Genomic DNA, 16,899 nt, shown 5'->3' with positions numbered 1-16,899 from the left:
TGTGTTGGTTAAGCCTTAGGTGGGCGCAGAATACCTTCGGAGGCATCAAGTAACTGGGCGATGGGTGCTGCAAAAACACCTTGATAAGCGCTTACTTGAATATTGGGAGAGATAGAAATAAGTCCCGCATGCGCGAAACAATGCTGTGTGCAATTATCGCAGGCGTGTGTGTCCTGCTCACAGTTGGAAGAAGATGCGTGACGCTCAGCGCTAGGCTGAGCGTCACCAGAGTCGCAGCAATCATGATGCGTCATCGTTGTTGTCATCGGCATGGCTTGAGCGTGAGTAGCGGGTAATACCCCACTCACGATTGTCAGCGCCATACATAGCAACAATACGATAGTTCTCATAAATGTATACGACTACCTATCCTCAAGTTATTACCAAATGGTAACACGGTTCTCTGGTGCCACGTAAAGCTCATCACCGGGCTTCACATCAAAGGCTTCATAGAACGCAGGTACGTTGACGACCGTTCCGTTTACACGGTATTCGGCTGGCGAATGCGGGTCGCTCAACACCTGTTGACGAATCGCATCTTCACGATACTTGCCACGCCATACTTGTGCCCAGCCGATGAATACACGCTGAGGACCTGTAAAGCCATCCATCACAGGCGCTTGTTCGCCGTCGAGTGATTTCATGTAAGCTTCATACGCGATAGTTAAACCTGCAAGGTCACCAATGTTCTCACCCAGCGTCAGATCACCGTTAATGTTCACACCTTCGATAGGCTCGTAAGCGCTGTACTGCGCTGACAATGCTTTACCCCGTTTATCAAAGGCTTCACGGTCGGCATCAGTCCACCAGCTGTTCAGGTTACCCTCACCATCATATTTAGAACCTTGGTCATCAAAACCGTGGCCCATCTCATGACCGATAACAGCACCGATGCCGCCATAGTTAACAGCCATCTCAGCATTCATATCAAAGAATGGAGGCTGCAAGATACCTGCTGGGAAAACGATCTCGTTACGCACAGGGCTGTAATAAGCGTTGACCGTTTGTGGTGTCATGCCCCAGTCTTCTTCATCGACTGGACCGCCGATCTTCTCGATTTCTTCGTTGTAATTGAACTCAGCGTACGCTTTGTAGTTACCAACGAGGTCAGTCGAAGAAATATCTAAATCTGAGTAGTCACGCCACTCGTTTGGATAGCCTACTTTTGGATCGAACTTGGCGAGCTTTTGCAACGCTTTTTCTTTAGTTTCGTCGGTCATCCAATCTAAGCCTTGGATTGAATCTGCGTAAGCAGCACGCAAGTTTTCAATCAAGCCTTCCATCTTCTCTTTAGCTTCTGGTGGGAAGTATTCTTTGACGTATACCTGCCCTAACACTTCGCCTAACACGCTGTTAGTCGCATCTACGCCACGCTTCCAGCGCGGCTCTTGCTCTGGAATGCCACGAAGCGTAGTGCCGTAGAATGCAAAACGGCGGTCAGAGAAGTCTTCACTTAAGATTGAAGCGGCGTCGTTGATCACTTTAAACGATAAATAGTCTTTCCACGTCTGTAGGTCGACATCCGTGAACATCTCACCGAGTTTTTCGAAGTAAGACGGTTGACGGATAACCATGTTGTCAACGTCGCTCAAGTTTGCCGCACTCAAGTAACGCGTAAAATCAAAGCTACCAAACAGTTCATCAACTTCGCTTGCTGTCATTTTGTTGTAGGTTTTGTCCGCGTTACGGCTTTCAACACGTGTCCACTGCGCCTCAGCTAATTTTGTCTCAAGCTCTAACACACGCTCCGCTGCAGCTTCTGCATTGTCGACGCCGGCCATTTCCATTACATCGCTGATGTACTCAACATACGCGGTGCGGAATTCTTTAAATTTGTCTTCATCGCTTAAATAGTACTCGCGATCCGGCAAGCCAAGACCACTTTGCGATACATACATCGCGTTGGTTTGTGGGTCTTTTGCATCAGGATAAACGTAGAAGCCGAACGGAATTGACGTGCTCATGCGGCTCATGTGTGCGAAGTATTCAGCAACGGACTCGTAGCTATCAAGCGCGTTGATCGACTCAAGATCCGACTGGATTGGCTTGGCACCGAGTTCATTTAACGTCTCAACGTCCATATACGCATTGAAGAAATCACCTACTTTACGTTCGTTGGTGCCAGCAGCTGCTTGCATATTCGCTGACTTTTCGATGATTTTATGTAAACGCTCTTGATTACGCTCACGCAAATCAAAGAATGAGCCGACCGAAGAACGATCATCTGGAATCTCAGTTTTTTCCATCCACGCGCCATTCACGTACTGATTTAGGTCATCTTGAGGACGCGCACTTTTATCAAAGTTTTCCAGCACGATGCCCGAGGTAAGCTGTTTTTCTTGTTGTTTCTCGGCTGCGGGCTTCTGTTGGCTAGACTGTTCCGATTGCGCTTCTTGTTGCGGCGAACATGCGCCTAAAGCAAGTGCCATAGAGACACTCAGAGCAACGGTAGTTAATTTATTCATTGGTTGTCACCTGTTATTTAGTTTTTGTCGACTCATATCTACAAGTTCGAACAAATTAGCGCAAAATTAGGCGACAAGTAAAGAAAAACGGCAACATTCGCGATGAATGTTGCCGTTTTGCTGATAATTTACCGTAAACGAAAAGTTACTTTTTCTTTTTCGCTTTCGGGTTAGGCATATCAGTGATTGAACCTTCTTGAATTTCAGCAGCTAAGCCAACTGATTCATGTAATGTTGGGTGAGCATGAACGGTTAATGCGATATCTTCTGCATCACAACCCATCTCGATCGCTAAGCAAACTTCACCTAACAACTCACCGGCGTTCGAACCACACATTGCACCACCGATGATACGGTTGTTCTTATCAAAGATAAGCTTAGTCATGCCTTGCTGTGCGTTCGATGCGATAGCACGACCTGATGCAGACCATGGGAAAGTCACTGCTTCGTACTCGATTCCTTTTTCTTTTGCTTCTTTCTCGGTCACGCCGGCCCATGCTACTTCTGGATCGGTATACATGATCGAAGGAATTACTTTCGGCTCGAAGAAGTGTTTCTTGCCTGCAATCACTTCGGCCGCTACGTGCGACTCGTGAACGGCTTTGTGGGCTAACATCGGCTGACCAACGATATCGCCGATCGCGAAGATGTTGTCCACGTTAGTACGCATTTGGCTGTCCACTTCGATGAAGCCTTGCTCGGTGACTTTAACGCCCGCTTTATCAGCGTCGATCTTCTTACCATTTGGCGCACGGCCGACTGCGGTCAATACCACGTCATATTTAACTGGTTTCTCTGGTGCACCTTTGCCCTCAAAGGTCACGTAGATACCGTCTTTCTTCGCTTCAACTTTAGTCGCTTTAGTGCTTAGCATGACGTTTTCAAAACGTCCTTTCACTTGCTTGTTGAAGCTCTTCATGATGTCTGCATCAGCAGGCGGTACCAATTGGTCCGTCATTTCAACAACATCAACTTTAGAACCCAGCGAGCTGTATACCTGGCCCATTTCTAGAGCGATGATACCACCACCTAGAAGAAGCATTTTTTCAGGGATTTCTTTCAGCTCAAGTGCGTCGGTAGAGTCCCAAATACGCTCATCATCATGTGGGATGAAAGGCAATTTGATAGGTTGTGAACCGGCTGCGATGATTGCGTTTTCAAACTCAATCTCGGTGTTGCCGTCTTCACCTTCTACGTTCAACGTGTTGCTGCTCGTGAATTTGCCGTAACCGTTGACGACTTTCACTTTACGCATTTTAGACATTTGACCTAAACCGCCAGTCAATTGACCCACGACTTTTTCTTTGTGCTTACGGATCTTGTCTAAATCAATTTTAGGCTCGCCAAATTCGACGCCTTCGTTCGCCAATACTTTGGCATCTTCAATGTGCTTTGCTAAATGCAACAAAGCTTTTGAAGGGATACAGCCTACGTTCAAACAAACACCACCTAAGGTGCTGTAACGTTCAACTAGAACCGTTTCTAAACCAAGGTCAGCTGCACGGAATGCTGCTGAATAGCCACCTGGGCCAGAACCTAACACTACTACCTGTGCTTTAATTTTGTCGCTCATGATAACCCCTTGTTATTCACGGCGGGTTGAGCTACCCACCGAGGTCCGTCAACGCTAAATGTGCGGTTATTGTAACGCCATTTAGATCGTATTTCTCGGTAAAATTGGTGCTTAAAGCACCAATTTACGAATATCACCTAAAACTTGGCTCAAATACGCTGTGAAACGCGCCGCATCTGCACCATCGATCACGCGGTGATCGTAAGACAGACACAATGGCAACATGAGTTTAGGTTCAAACTCTTTACCGTTCCACTTCGGCTTCATCTCATTACGGGATACGCCTAAGATAGCCACTTCTGGTGCATTAACGATCGGTGTAAATGCTGTGCCACCAATACCGCCCAAGCTTGAGATTGAGAAACATCCGCCTTGCATATCGGCTGCCTTCAACTTGCCGTCACGTGCACGCGCACTGACATCAACAAGCTCTTCTGACAGCTCATAAATGCCTTTCTTATCGACATCACGGATGACCGGTACAACGAGACCGTTCGGCGTATCCACCGCAATACCAATGTGCACATACTTCTTCATGATTAAGGCTTCACCCGACTCTGACAACGATGAGTTGAAATTCGGGAATTCACGCAATGCTTTCGCACACGCTTTCATGATGAACACCAATGGTGTGATCTTGAAGCCAAGGTCTTGTTTCTTAGCGACTTCGTTTTCCGATTTACGGAACCGCTCAAGTTCGGTGATGTCCGCTTCATCAAACTGCGTGACGTGTGGGATAGTCACCCAGTTACGATGCAGGTTGGGACCTGACTTCCGCTGAATGCGCGATAACTGAACTTCTTCCACTTCACCGAATTTGCTGAAGTCGACTTTAGGTCCATCAATTACTTGCAGACCACCACCGCCTTGGGACGTTTGTCCAGCGACTGCTTTCGGACGTGACAACTCGTACTTGACGTACTCTTGCACGTCTTCTTTGAGGATACGGTTCTTAGGCCCAGTCCCTTTGACTTGTGATAGGTCGACGCCGAATTCACGTGCCACACGACGAACGGCCGGTGATGCATGAATCGGTGAACCATCTTTACGCTCGGTCGGATGATCCGGCACAGGCGGCTGACGTTCGCTGGTCGGCGTCGAGTTCGACTTAGCGGACGCTTTGTCGTCGCTCTCAGACTTCGAAGGTGCTTGCTCAGCCTTATCTTCGGATTTCGATGCTGATTTAGACTCGTCGTTGGTTGAGCTCGAACTACCGCCACTGCGCGTGACTTTCAACTTCGCGATTTTAGAGCCTTGCGATACTTTATCGCCAACTTTGACCAGCATTTCTTCCACTTCACCATCTTCAGGGCATGGCACATCCATGGTGGCTTTGTCAGTTTCTAAGGTAATCAAGCCATCTTCTTTTTCGACCGAATCACCTTTGTTGACCAAGATCTCGATAATTTCGACATCTTCTTCATCGCCAATATCAGGGACTTCTACGTCAATCACTTCGCTCTCACCACCACTTGCTGCTTCCTGCTGCTGGTCATCCTGTGCATCGTCATCGTCTTCCGATGCGTCTGATGATTCGTCAGGCGAGGATTCTTCCGTAGTGTCTTCGGCTTTGTCATCATCGCTGTCGTCGTCATCATCGGTGCTGTCATCACTCGCTGCTTCGATAATAGCGAGTACGTCACCTTCTTTAATGGTATCGCCTTCTTTTACTTTCAACTCGACGATTTTCCCGCCCTCAGAGGCAGGAATATCCATAGAAGCTTTGTCACTCTCGACTGTGACAACACCATCTTCTTTTTCGATGGTGTCGCCTGCACTGACGAGGATCTCAATGACTTCGACTTCTTCTCCGCCCACGTCGGGGACTTTGAGTTCAATCTTATCCGCCATATCAATACTCCTTATGCGTTACGTGGGTTAAGTTTGTCGACGTCAATACCGTAGTCTTTGATCGCTTTGCTCAACACTTTCGCGTCAATGTCGCCGGCATCAACAAGCTCTTTAAGTGCAGCAACCACCACGTGGTTAGCGTCCACTTCAAAGTGCTTACGCAGATTTGCACGGCTGTCCGAACGACCAAATCCATCGGTACCCAAGACACGATACGAAGTCGGCACCCACTGACGCACTTGGTCAGCGTATAACTTCATGTAATCCGTCGCTGCAACCGCTGGACCTTTCGCATCTTTCATTGCCTTAGTGATAAAGGCTTCTTTCGGCTCTTTATCAGCATTGAGCATATTGTGACGCTCAACATCCAGACCATCACGCGCCAGCTCGTTAAATGAGGTTACGCTGTAAACAGTCGAGTTGATATCGAAGTCCTCTGCCAAGATGTCAGCGGCTTTGCGCACCTGCTCTAAGATCGTACCGCTACCTAACAGCTGAACATCGGCTTTAGCTTTCTTCTTAGCTTTCACCTCGTCGAGCTTATAAATACCACCTAAGATACCCTCTTCGACACCTTCTGGCATTTCTGGCTGATGATAGTTTTCGTTCATTACAGTCAAGTAATAGAACACGTTCTCTTGGTCTTCATACATGCGCTTCAGACCGTCATGTACGATCACTGCAATCTCATAACCGTAGGTTGGGTCATAAGTAATACAGTTAGGCACCGTACCGAACAAGATATGGCTGTGTCCGTCTTGGTGCTGCAACCCTTCGCCGTTGAGCGTTGTACGACCGGCTGTACCGCCAATCAAGAAACCGCGTGTTTGGCTGTCGCCAGCGGCCCACACTAAGTCGCCCACACGTTGGAAACCAAACATCGAGTAATAGATGTAGAACGGAATCATCGGCTCATTGTTAAGTGAGTAGCTTGTACCTGCCGCTACCCAAGACGCCATTGCGCCTAGCTCGTTGATACCTTCTTGAATAACCTGACCTTTCTTATCTTCACGATAGTAGGCCACTTGATCGGCATCTTGCGGGGTATATTTCTGGCCATGGTGCGCATAAATACCCACTTGACGGAACAAGCCTTCCATACCGAAAGTACGTGCTTCGTCCGGAATGATAGGTACGACACGCTTACCGATTTTCTTATCTTTCAATAATGCCGTCAGTACGCGGACGAACGCCATCGTTGATGAAATTTCGCGGTCGCCTGAACCTTTCAGCACCGCATCAAACGCTTTCAACGACGGTAGTTCAAGCTCAACATCGCTCTCGGCACGGCGAGTCGGCATGTAACCGCCCAATGCCTCGCGACGCTCGTTCATGTACTTCAGCTCTTCACTGTCTTCCTCAAACTTGTAGTAAGGCAGATCTTGCAGCTCTTCATCTTTGAACGGGATGTTAAAACGATCACGTAGATGCTTGATGGCATCCATGTCCATTTTCTTAACTTGGTGGGCGATGTTTTTACCTTCGCCTGCCGCTCCCATGCCGTAACCTTTCACGGTCTTCGCTAAGATAACTTGCGGACGCCCTTTGGTGTTCACCGCTTTGTGATAGGCCGAGTAAACCTTAACTGGATCGTGACCGCCGCGGTTTAGGCGCCAAATATCTTCATCCGATAAGTTAGCAACCATTTCTTCGGTTTCTGGATATTTACCGAAGAAGTGTTCACGCGTATATGCGCCACCTTTTGCTTTAAAGTTCTGGTAGTCACCATCCACGGTTTCTTCCATCAACTCACGCAACTTACCTTCGGTATCGCGATACAATAACGGATCCCAGTAGCGACCCCAGATCACCTTGATAACTTCCCAACCAGCACCGCGGAAGGTGCCTTCCAACTCTTGGATAATTTTACCGTTACCACGCACCGGACCATCTAAGCGTTGCAAGTTACAGTTGATAACAAAGGTCAAGTTATCGAGGCCTTCGCGTGATGCCAAGCTAATCGCACCCAAGCTTTCTGGCTCGTCGGTCTCACCGTCACCCATGAAGCAGTATACGCGTTGATTTGAGCAGTCTTTGATGCCACGGTCAGTCAAATACTTCAAGAAACGGGCGAGGTAGATCGCCTGAATTGGACCCAAGCCCATTGATACCGTTGGGAATTGCCAGAAATCAGGCATCAAGTTCGGGTGCGGATACGAAGGCAAGCCTTTACCGTCGACTTCTTGGCGGAAGTTATCCAGTTGCTCTTGGGTTAAGCGGCCTTCAATAAACGCGCGGCCATAAATACCCGGCGATGCGTGACCTTGAATAAATAAGAAGTCACCACCATCACCGTCACTCGGTGCGCGGAAGAAGTGGTTAAAGCCCACATCATACAGCATCGCTGAAGACGCAAAACTCGCAATGTGACCACCGAGTTCTTCACCTTTCTGTGACGCACGCAAAACCATCATCGCCGCGTTCCAACGAATGGCTGAACGAATGCGTGCTTCCATGGTTTGATTGCCCGGCATGGTCGGTTCCTGACTCGCCGGAATAGTATTTAAGTAGGAAGTGGTTGGGCGATAAGGCAAATACGCACCGTTACGACGCGCTTTGTCAATCAGTTGCTCCAACAAGAAATGCGCACGGTCGGGACCTTCGGCATCTAAAACGCCTTCAAGCGCGTCGAGCCACTCCTGCGTTTCTTGCTGGTCAACATCTTGTTTGTTTTCTTCACTCATAGCTATTCCTTTCATTCAATGTTTCAATCAGGAACGACGAAGCGAGCGCCGAATGCGAGATTGTTCTTTCGTCATCTCCATCAATGCCTGTTCAATATAGGACAAATGTTGATGACACGCATCTCGTGCCTGCTCCGGTTGACCGTTGATAATTGCTTTGGCAATTTGAAAACGGTGTTGGTTTAATTGCTCCACTACTGAGGGATTGTTAGCTAACACCTCTAAGTTTTGCTTTATGTTTTCTGCAAGGAGCTCGCGCATGCCCTGCACCACATGCAAAAGCACCACGTTATGTGATGCTTCGGCAATGCGTAAATAGAAATTAACGAGCGACTGCACTTGCTCGTCGATAGCCCGCGTTTGTGAATCCATTATGCTATTGATACTGAATTCAATACGATCTAGATCGGCTTTTGTACCTCGTAAAGCGGCATAAAACGATGAAATGCCCTCTAACGCGTGACGAAATTCAAGTAGGTCAAATTGTGACTCAGGGTGCTTTGCCAGCAATTCAAACAGCGGCGTCGTTACCGATTCATTCACGCTGTCGGTGACAAAGGTGCCACCACCGTGGCGACGTTCTAGCAGTCCTTTCGCTTCGAGCTTTTGAATCGCTTCCCGCAGCGATTGCCGCGAAACGCTAAACTGTTGCGCAAGCTCTCGCTCGGCGGGCAACTTTTGACCGGCTTCAAAACGGCCATCAACGATCATCGCCTCGATTTGTGAAACGATTTGATCGGAAATTTTTGCCACTTTTATACGTTCAAAAGGCAATGTGCTGTCCACCCTCGGTAAATTGGTCTGACCAACGTTGCCCGATATTCTAAATCATTCAGCGGTAAACCCCAAATTAATTTAGCTGGTCAGACCTTTACTTACTGGCATTAAAGCTAAACGATGGTCCCTGTAAGGGTTAATACTGCGATGACGACAAACCAAAATAAGTGCTGTCGCTTCATAAGATTAAGCTGATGAGTAACGGCATCGGATCGGTCATCCGGGTGATGTGATCGCCCTTCTGCTTTCTCCACCACATGATGTAATAGTTCAGGGTTGTCATCTTGCGTGTTGGTAGCCATCGCCATGACGGCGGGTAATGCATGACTGAAGTGGCCCACCAAGGCGGCGCCAAGCGCCGCAAAGCGAGCCGGAATGAAGTTGAGCGCCCACAGTGTCCGTTCGACCTGAGCACGTGCAGCTTGTTCGAAACCCTGTTGGGCTGTACCGCGGTAGACACTTAGCAAACAACCGTAAGCTAAAACCCCCGCAACCCCGAAGGTGACAAAGAAAAATATCGGTGCCAAAAAGTGAACAAAGTTAAGCCATACCACGGCGCGCTCGACCGAGCTATCCTCGGGTAAATGGGCATAGTGACGCAATTGCTCGGCAGCCTCTTGATAACCGGCGCGATCCGCGCGCATCGCCGTTTTCAGTAGCTGTTTGTAAGCAAGTCGCTCTGGTCCCGCATTCATCACCAATAACAACACAATAATACCGCCAATAAACTGGACTAAACCACTATCCAGCCAATTGAATAATAACCAAGCTAAAACAGCGGGTAATAAAATTTGAAGCAGTAACGCCCAAGCCGACGGTTCCCGGAAGTAACGGACTTTAGTTTGGCTCCAATTCATCCAGCGCTGCATGTAAAAGTCGATCGACCATACCGCAGGTAATGGGTAAAGCCTTTCGATACTAAGTGCTATGAGCAAAGCAATGAGTGTCATAGAGAGTCCTTGCGCGACAATGCGTTCAAATAATACGACCAGTCAAAACAGCGTCCGGGATCCGTCTTTCGACCGGGCGCAATATGTTGATGGCCTGTGATTCTGTCTAATGTCAGTTTAGGGTAATAGTCTAATATTGTCTGGCTAACATCAACCAAGCTCTGATACTGGCGTTTGCTATAGGGGGAATGATCGGTGCCTTCAAGCTCAATACCGATGCTAAAGTCATTACACCGTTCACGCCCGTCGTAACTGGACACGCCGGCATGCCAAGCGCGCTTGTCAAAAGGCACGTATTGCTCGATAGTACCATCACGCCTAATCAACAAATGGCTTGATACGCGTAAGCCCGTCAAAGGCGCGAAATAATCACCCTCTTGCTGGCTCACACCCTGGGTAAATAGTTTCTCAATATAGGGCGTCCCATAACAACCTTCGGGTAAGCTGATACAATGGATAACCAAAAGCGAAATGTCCTGTTCATCGGGGCGCTCATCATAGTGCGGTGAAGCACAGTGCTTTACGTCTCGAATCCAGTGATTTTTTATTGTGTGTCTTTTCACGGGCTCAGCAAAACGGTAAAGTTTGTGCCCTAGTATCGTCATTGTCAGTCAAAAGGTAAAGTATCCCATGCAGCTCACCGAAGCCGAACGCCATGCTATTGCGTCGCAAGTCACTCATAGCCTAGAGGAAGATTTGTCAGCGGCGGATCCCACACTGGATATTACGGCACAGTTGATTCCGGCTCATCATGTGAGCGAAGCGACTATTATTACCCGTGAAGATATGGTGGTTTGCGGCACAGCTTGGGTCGAAGAGGTGTTTCGTCAGGTGGATGCCGATGTGGCTATTGAGTGGTGTGTCACCGACGGCGACAAGGTGCAAGCTAACACTACCTTGTGCCGCTTATCAGGCAACAGCCGCAGCTTACTAACAGGCGAACGTTGTGCACTTAACTTTTTGCAAACACTGTCAGCGACAGCCTCACAAACGGCTTTTTATGTCAGTAAATTGGCAGGGTTCAATACGCGTCTATTAGACACGCGCAAAACAATTCCAGGTCTTCGTATGGCGCAAAAGTATGCGGTTCGCTGTGGCGGCGGTACTAACCACCGCATCGGTTTATTTGATGCCTACCTGATAAAGGAAAATCATATCGCCGCCTGTGGTGGCATTGTGCCTGCCGTCAAAACGGCGCGTGAATTAAATCCAGGCAAGCCCGTCGAAGTCGAAGTCGAATCTCTGGCGGAGTTTAAACAAGCACTGGATGCCGGTGCCGATATTGTCATGTTAGATAATTTTACTATCAGTGATATCGAAGCGGCTGTGACACAAAACAAAGCCGCAGGTTCACCGCTCAAGTTAGAAGTGTCGGGTAATATTACTGATGAAGCATTGCAAGCACTCGGCGCAACAGGCGTCGATTTTATCTCCAGCGGTGCCCTGACTAAACACGTCACAGCTATCGACTTGTCGATGCGAATAGGGCAACCTCGCACAAACTAATCCGTTTGCCAAACTGCGCGGGCGATACCATAGTTTTGGCTTTACGCGAAAGCCACTATGAAAAAGTACTCGTCCGCCTTTAGTCTTATAGAGTTAATGGTCGTTGTTGCCATTATTGCTATTCTCTCATCGCTCGCGGTACCCGCTTATCAACGGTATGTGCAGCAAGCGCGTGTCACTGAAGCGTTAAACCACACGCAAAGTTTGCAGCTTGCCATGGCTTTGTGCTGGCAAACCGAGGGCGATATGCGCCGCTGTTCACAACCCGGTCAACGTGGTATTCCAGCTATCCCCGACCCTCTGCCAAACGCCCTGCGCGCCCTTGAAGTCAGCTCGGCCGGCGTGATCCAACTTACATTAGCAGACGTCTTAGTTGACCAAAGTCCTTTACGTCTCAGTCTGTCTCCCGATATCACGGGCCTAGTCTTTAACTGGCGTTTAGGCTGTGCTGACTTTTCCTCGGGCGAGCCCTTAGCGACGCGCTGCGTGGAGGAGGTAGCCCAATGAAGGACGTACACCACCTCCAGCAATATTGGCACACGCAACTCCCGTCTCCATCGACCACTTGCGCACACTTAACGCAACAATTAGATCTACCACGAGATTCAGTAGTGGAGCTACTTAATGCTGAGCAAGGTCGTATCCTTATCATCACTGAACCCGCTTGGTCACAGCGCGACGCTATCCTGTTTCAGCTACAAGCGTTAGACGCGAAGCCCGTTCACTTGGTCTATGCAGCTAAACGCCCACTGACACGTTCGGCAGTACCGCACGCGCAAGCGCTACTCGCTAACGCCTATCAACTCAACGCATCCGACATTCACATCGAATCGGTCCGCAGTGGCGGTCGTATTCGAGTGCGTATTCAGGGCCGGCTGATCGAACAGCAGCGCTTGTCGCAGTCGGACTTAGAGACCTTGATAGCGCAACTGAAAGTGTTAGCAGAGGTCGATGTAACAGAAACTAAGCAGCCGCAGGATGGGCGCATCGATCTCACTGTCGCGGATCGAGTGGCTCGCTTTCGCCTCAATGCATGTCCTGGGAGTCGCGGTGAAAGTGTCGTCGTGCGTTGTCTACATGGTGCGGATCAGCTGCCCTCTATACATCAGTTGGGTCTGACACCACGGCAATTTTATTACCTCGCGATGCAACTTGCCTCGGGCGTGGGTTTGATACTGGTTTCTGGACCTACGGGTAGCGGTAAGAGCACCACCATTTACAGCATTATTAAACAGCTAAGCGAGTTGGGTCTACGCGTGTGTAGTGTTGAGGACCCCGTGGAGGTAGAGCTTGATGGCGTGCTACAGACGCCCGTTCGACCTCAACTTGACTTAACCTTTGCCAGAGTGCTTCGGGCGTTTCTACGTCAGGATCCTGATGTCATTATGATCGGAGAAATCCGCGATGCAGAAACCGCCAAAATTGCGGTGCAGGCCGCGCTAACTGGTCACTTAGTTATTGCTTCGATCCATGCCGAAACAGCGATTGATGTGATTCGACGGTTAGTGCAACTCGGTGCTCAGCAAGCCGATGTCACCGCCGCGCTTAAGTTAGTAATCAGCCAGCGTTTATTGGCACGACAGTTCGGCGGCGTACGTATCGTGTTCGAACTGCTACCGTGGCCAGAGCGGCTGCGCGGCTACACGTCCGCGTTGGCACATGAACTGCTGGATAACATCTTGGCGCAATATCAGCTACCCAGTTTGCAATCACGTATCCAACTCACTTATCAAGACCGCGACCATGAATCCGTTTCGAGTCCGTAGACGTTACTCCCCTGCCCAATGGTATATTGCGCTAGCACGGCTTGAGCAATTGCTATCGGGAGGCTTACCACTTGCATTAGCCCTCAGTGTCGTGGCTCAGCAGATTAGACAGCCGGCGCTTAAAGCGCATTTTCAATATTTGCATGGTCAGGTAAATGCGGGAGTCAGCCTTTCTAAAGCGCTGAGCGTGGAAAGAAACAGAACGCTATTAACCGCGCAAGCGGGGATCGCTGTCGCCGAGCAAACAGGTCAACTCACCCGTGTCATGCGCAGTTTGGTGGTCAGTTGGCAACGACAACGGCAGATTCAATCGCTCATTAAAGACGCGACTCGATATCCGCTTGCACTATTGTGCATGGGCATACTCATTGTTGCCATCTTTCTCATTTGGGTGCTCCCCACCATCCAACAACTCTTTGCTGACCAATCATTGCCCTCATTGACACAGTACTTGGTTGATAGCGTGGCGTGGTTCACTCACCATGCGTACCGCTTAGTCATGTTCGTATGCATCATCGTGGTGTTGGGCATGTTATTCTACCGACTACAGAAGCGACGTTGTCAGGCGCTGATGCAGCGTTTACCTATTTGGGGTACACTGCAACGACTTAGAATATATCAGTCAACTTTTGAGTATCTCGCACTGGGTTTGCGCAGTGGTATGTCTGCTGTTAGTGCAACGCGCATGGTCGCCGAACATTCAACATGGCTTCCCATGCAACACAAATTAACGCTGATAGCCCATGCATTGAACGACGGTAATAGCTGGTCACACGCGTTCGCCCAAGTCGCGTTAACCGATCCAACCATTCAGGCATATTTACACACGGCGGAGCATGTAGGTCGTATCGATGAGGCGGTGGCACGGTTAAGTGAAGATTTTCGACAACGGGTCGAGAGTTACTGTGAACAATTAGGAATTTGGTTAAATCCTTTACTGATGGTTATTCTAACGGGCATCATAGGATTCATGTTGTTAGCGATGTACCTTCCTATTTTCTCGCTGACACAACAATTGGCTTAGGACGTAAAAAATGGATGCATTACTTGTCGCCGCCTCTTGGCAAGCACTTTTAATCGCAGGACTGCTCGGTGCTTCTGTCGGCAGCTTTCTCAATGTTGTGATTGTGCGCCTCCCCAAACAACTGCAGTTACAATGGAAGTATGAATGCGCGGAGCTCGCCGGTGAGCCGATACGCGAGAAAACCCAATTTAATATTGCGGTACCCGGATCGCACTGTCCTAAATGCCAAAGCGCGGTAGCTTGGTATGACAATATTCCTATCTTGAGCTATTTGATATTGCGGGCTCAATGTCGTCACTGCAAGGCGCCGATTCCTATTTATTACTGGCTTGTTGAGATAGCCACAACAGCCATTTTTATAGCGCTCGCTTGGCAGTTTGGCCTAACGCTCAGCTTTTGGGTATTCGGTACCGCTTTAAGCTTACTGATTGCTATGACACTGATTGATTACCAACATCAATTGCTGCCTGATAACCTCACTTACCCATTGCTATGGCTTGCTTTGCTTTGGTCAATCAGCCCACTCAGTACCGTCACACCGAGTCAGGCTATCATCGGTGCTGTGGTCGGCTACTTGAGTCTTTGGAGCCTCTACTGGCTATTCAAACTACTCACTGGCAAAGAAGGTATGGGTTATGGCGACTTTAAATTATTAGCCGGCCTGAGTGCTTTCACAGGGGTGACGCTATTGCCTGTCACTGTTATCTTCAGCGCGGTTGCAGGCATTGTCATCGGTCTTGCGGTTGCGGTTAAACGTAAACAATCGGTACCTATTCCGTTTGGTCCGTTTTTAGCGATAGGCGGTGTTATCAGTTACCTATGGGGTGAGACGCTGCTACAATCGTATTGGCAGTGGCTTGGAGTGATGTAATGAGTCGTTTCGTTTTAGGGCTTACGGGCGGTATTGGTAGCGGCAAAAGCGCAGCTTCAGACTATATCGCAGAACAAGGTATTGCGATTGTCGATGCAGATGTTATTGCACGCGAAGTCGTCGCTCCCGGCACTGAAGGTCTGGAGAAAATTAAGGCTCACTTCGGCACCGAGGTGATTGATGACTCGGGAGCACTCATCCGTGCTCAATTGCGTCAGCGCGTATTCGAAAACCCAGAAGAGAAGGCGTGGATTAACCAGTTATTGCACCCGTTGATTCGTCAACAAATTCTCATTCAGCTGGAACAGGCGCAGTCTGCTTACGTGGTGTTAGTTGCACCATTATTGCTAGAAAACGGATTAGATGCGCTCTGTGATCGAGTACTTGTGATTGATGTTGATGAGCAGACTCAATTAGCTCGTACACAGAAACGCGATCAAGCCTCTGAGGAACAAGTCGCCGCTATCATTGCCTCGCAAATTGATCGTGAGACTCGACTTAGCAAAGCGGACGATATTGTCAGTAATCAAGGCGACCTACGCGCCCTTTATAAGCAGTTAGACGCTTTGCACGCGCACTATCTAGAATTAGCGGCACAAAAGTGAATCTGTTTGCACCCAGCGTTTAAATCATTATCATGGGCAATCAGATTAATAAGACGAGAGACCCATGTCGGAACCAGTGCCTTACGTGATTTTCGAATACCCGTTGCAAGAACGGTTTCGCACTTACTTGCGACTTGAGCAAGGGTTTCAGCAAATTCAAACGCCACTTGATGGTACCGACCAACAAGCTTTGCCGTTTTTTAATGCACTGTTTGGTTTACTGGAATTGTTTGAGCGCTTTGACCTCAAAACTGAACTGAACCGTGATCTCGATGCGCAAAAACAGTTTGTGCAACAGTGGGCACGCCACCCTCAGGTTGATAAAGATATGGTGGCGCTGTTATTGGAGCGCTTAGCACAGGCGCAAGATCAATTAACTGAAGGCGCGATTTCGATTCGAACATTAAAAGATGAGCCCTTTCTTGCAGGTATGAAGCAACGTTTTTCGCAGCCTGGTTGCCAAGCCTTGTTCGACTTGCCGCAGCTGCAGACTTGGTTGAGTCAGTCGTCCGCAAGCCAACTAGCGCATCAACAACAATGGCTTGCGCAAGTTTCTAGTTACCAGCAAGCGCTGTCACAATTACTCAGTTTATTAAGGGAACGGGCTCCGTTTGAAACCGTGCAAACCAAAAAAGGCTTTTGGCAAGAAAGTACTGACCCTCTGGCTATATTGCGGATGAGAATACCTACGTCGGACTCGGTTTATCCTGTTGTTTCAGGCCATCGCCAACGGTTTACGATACGCTTAATGAGCCTGACTCAGGGTCAGAGTAACGCTTATTCTCACGATTTAGAATTTCAACTGGCTCGTTGTTATGAGCAGTAAA

The 16,899-nt window shown here is 48.8% G+C and carries 15 protein-coding genes; 7 read left to right on the top strand and 8 right to left on the bottom strand.

The window, feature by feature from the left end; genetic code table 11:
* Window positions 1–8: 8 nt before the first annotated feature.
* The 8 genes from BFR57_RS05950 to ampD form a co-directional block, all read right to left on the bottom strand.
* Window positions 9–350, bottom strand: a complete 342-nt coding sequence (locus BFR57_RS05950; protein WP_143441049.1) for a hypothetical protein — start codon at window positions 348–350, stop codon at window positions 9–11.
* A 30-nt stretch (window positions 351–380) separates the two neighbouring features.
* The gene (locus BFR57_RS05945; protein ID WP_071463104.1) at window positions 381–2,465 is read right to left on the bottom strand and encodes a M13 family metallopeptidase; all 2,085 of its coding nucleotides are present in this window, start codon (window positions 2,463–2,465) and stop codon (window positions 381–383) included.
* Between the two features lie 145 nt (window positions 2,466–2,610).
* Window positions 2,611–4,038: a dihydrolipoyl dehydrogenase gene (gene lpdA / locus BFR57_RS05940; protein WP_071463103.1), complete on the bottom strand. Its 1,428-nt coding sequence runs from the start codon at window positions 4,036–4,038 to the stop codon at window positions 2,611–2,613.
* Between the two features lie 111 nt (window positions 4,039–4,149).
* On the bottom strand, window positions 4,150–5,889 hold the full coding sequence (aceF, locus tag BFR57_RS05935) for a dihydrolipoyllysine-residue acetyltransferase (RefSeq protein ID WP_071463102.1): 1,740 nt from the start codon (window positions 5,887–5,889) through the stop codon (window positions 4,150–4,152).
* Between the two features lie 11 nt (window positions 5,890–5,900).
* The gene (gene aceE / locus BFR57_RS05930) at window positions 5,901–8,573 is read right to left on the bottom strand and encodes a pyruvate dehydrogenase (acetyl-transferring), homodimeric type (RefSeq protein ID WP_071463101.1); all 2,673 of its coding nucleotides are present in this window, start codon (window positions 8,571–8,573) and stop codon (window positions 5,901–5,903) included.
* Between the two features lie 27 nt (window positions 8,574–8,600).
* Window positions 8,601–9,347, bottom strand: coding sequence for a pyruvate dehydrogenase complex transcriptional repressor PdhR (gene pdhR, locus BFR57_RS05925; RefSeq protein ID WP_071463100.1), 747 nt, complete (start codon window positions 9,345–9,347; stop codon window positions 8,601–8,603).
* 116 nt (window positions 9,348–9,463) lie between these two features.
* Complete coding sequence (ampE, locus tag BFR57_RS05920) at window positions 9,464–10,300, bottom strand: regulatory signaling modulator protein AmpE (RefSeq protein ID WP_071463099.1); 837 nt, start codon at window positions 10,298–10,300, stop codon at window positions 9,464–9,466.
* Window positions 10,297–10,905 (bottom strand): 1,6-anhydro-N-acetylmuramyl-L-alanine amidase AmpD, encoded by a 609-nt coding sequence (gene ampD / locus BFR57_RS05915; protein ID WP_171903945.1) that lies wholly within the window; start codon window positions 10,903–10,905, stop codon window positions 10,297–10,299. The genes ampE and ampD overlap by 4 nt, the downstream gene beginning before the upstream one ends.
* Before the next feature lie 25 nt (window positions 10,906–10,930).
* Here ampD and nadC point away from each other — a divergent pair, with 25 nt between their 5' ends.
* The 7 genes from nadC to zapD all read left to right on the top strand — a co-directional run bounded on the left by nadC (window position 10,931) and on the right by zapD (window position 16,898).
* Window positions 10,931–11,806, top strand: a complete 876-nt coding sequence (gene nadC, locus BFR57_RS05910; protein ID WP_071463098.1) for a carboxylating nicotinate-nucleotide diphosphorylase — start codon at window positions 10,931–10,933, stop codon at window positions 11,804–11,806.
* A gap of 57 nt (window positions 11,807–11,863) precedes the next feature.
* Window positions 11,864–12,313, top strand: a complete 450-nt coding sequence (locus BFR57_RS12955) for a prepilin-type N-terminal cleavage/methylation domain-containing protein (protein WP_071463097.1) — start codon at window positions 11,864–11,866, stop codon at window positions 12,311–12,313.
* Window positions 12,310–13,572: an ATPase, T2SS/T4P/T4SS family gene (locus tag BFR57_RS05900; RefSeq protein WP_071463096.1), complete on the top strand. Its 1,263-nt coding sequence runs from the start codon at window positions 12,310–12,312 to the stop codon at window positions 13,570–13,572. The genes BFR57_RS12955 and BFR57_RS05900 overlap by 4 nt, the downstream gene beginning before the upstream one ends.
* Window positions 13,550–14,596 carry a type II secretion system F family protein gene (locus BFR57_RS05895; protein ID WP_071463095.1) on the top strand — a complete coding sequence of 349 codons (1,047 nt, stop codon included), beginning with the start codon at window positions 13,550–13,552 and terminating at the stop codon, window positions 14,594–14,596. The genes BFR57_RS05900 and BFR57_RS05895 overlap by 23 nt, the downstream gene beginning before the upstream one ends.
* Before the next feature lie 10 nt (window positions 14,597–14,606).
* Window positions 14,607–15,467: an A24 family peptidase gene (locus tag BFR57_RS05890; RefSeq protein WP_071463094.1), complete on the top strand. Its 861-nt coding sequence runs from the start codon at window positions 14,607–14,609 to the stop codon at window positions 15,465–15,467.
* On the top strand, window positions 15,467–16,072 hold the full coding sequence (coaE, locus tag BFR57_RS05885) for a dephospho-CoA kinase (RefSeq protein WP_071463093.1): 606 nt from the start codon (window positions 15,467–15,469) through the stop codon (window positions 16,070–16,072). The genes BFR57_RS05890 and coaE overlap by 1 nt, the downstream gene beginning before the upstream one ends.
* A gap of 64 nt (window positions 16,073–16,136) precedes the next feature.
* Complete coding sequence (gene zapD, locus BFR57_RS05880) at window positions 16,137–16,898, top strand: cell division protein ZapD (RefSeq protein ID WP_071463092.1); 762 nt, start codon at window positions 16,137–16,139, stop codon at window positions 16,896–16,898.
* Window position 16,899: the final 1 nt, after the last annotated feature.

It is taken from the genome of Idiomarina sp. MD25a, assembly GCF_001870515.1.
Lineage (GTDB): Bacteria > Pseudomonadota > Gammaproteobacteria > Enterobacterales > Alteromonadaceae > Idiomarina.
The sequence above is the reverse complement of the archived record's forward strand: the minus strand, read 5'-3'. Positions and strand labels throughout refer to the sequence as shown.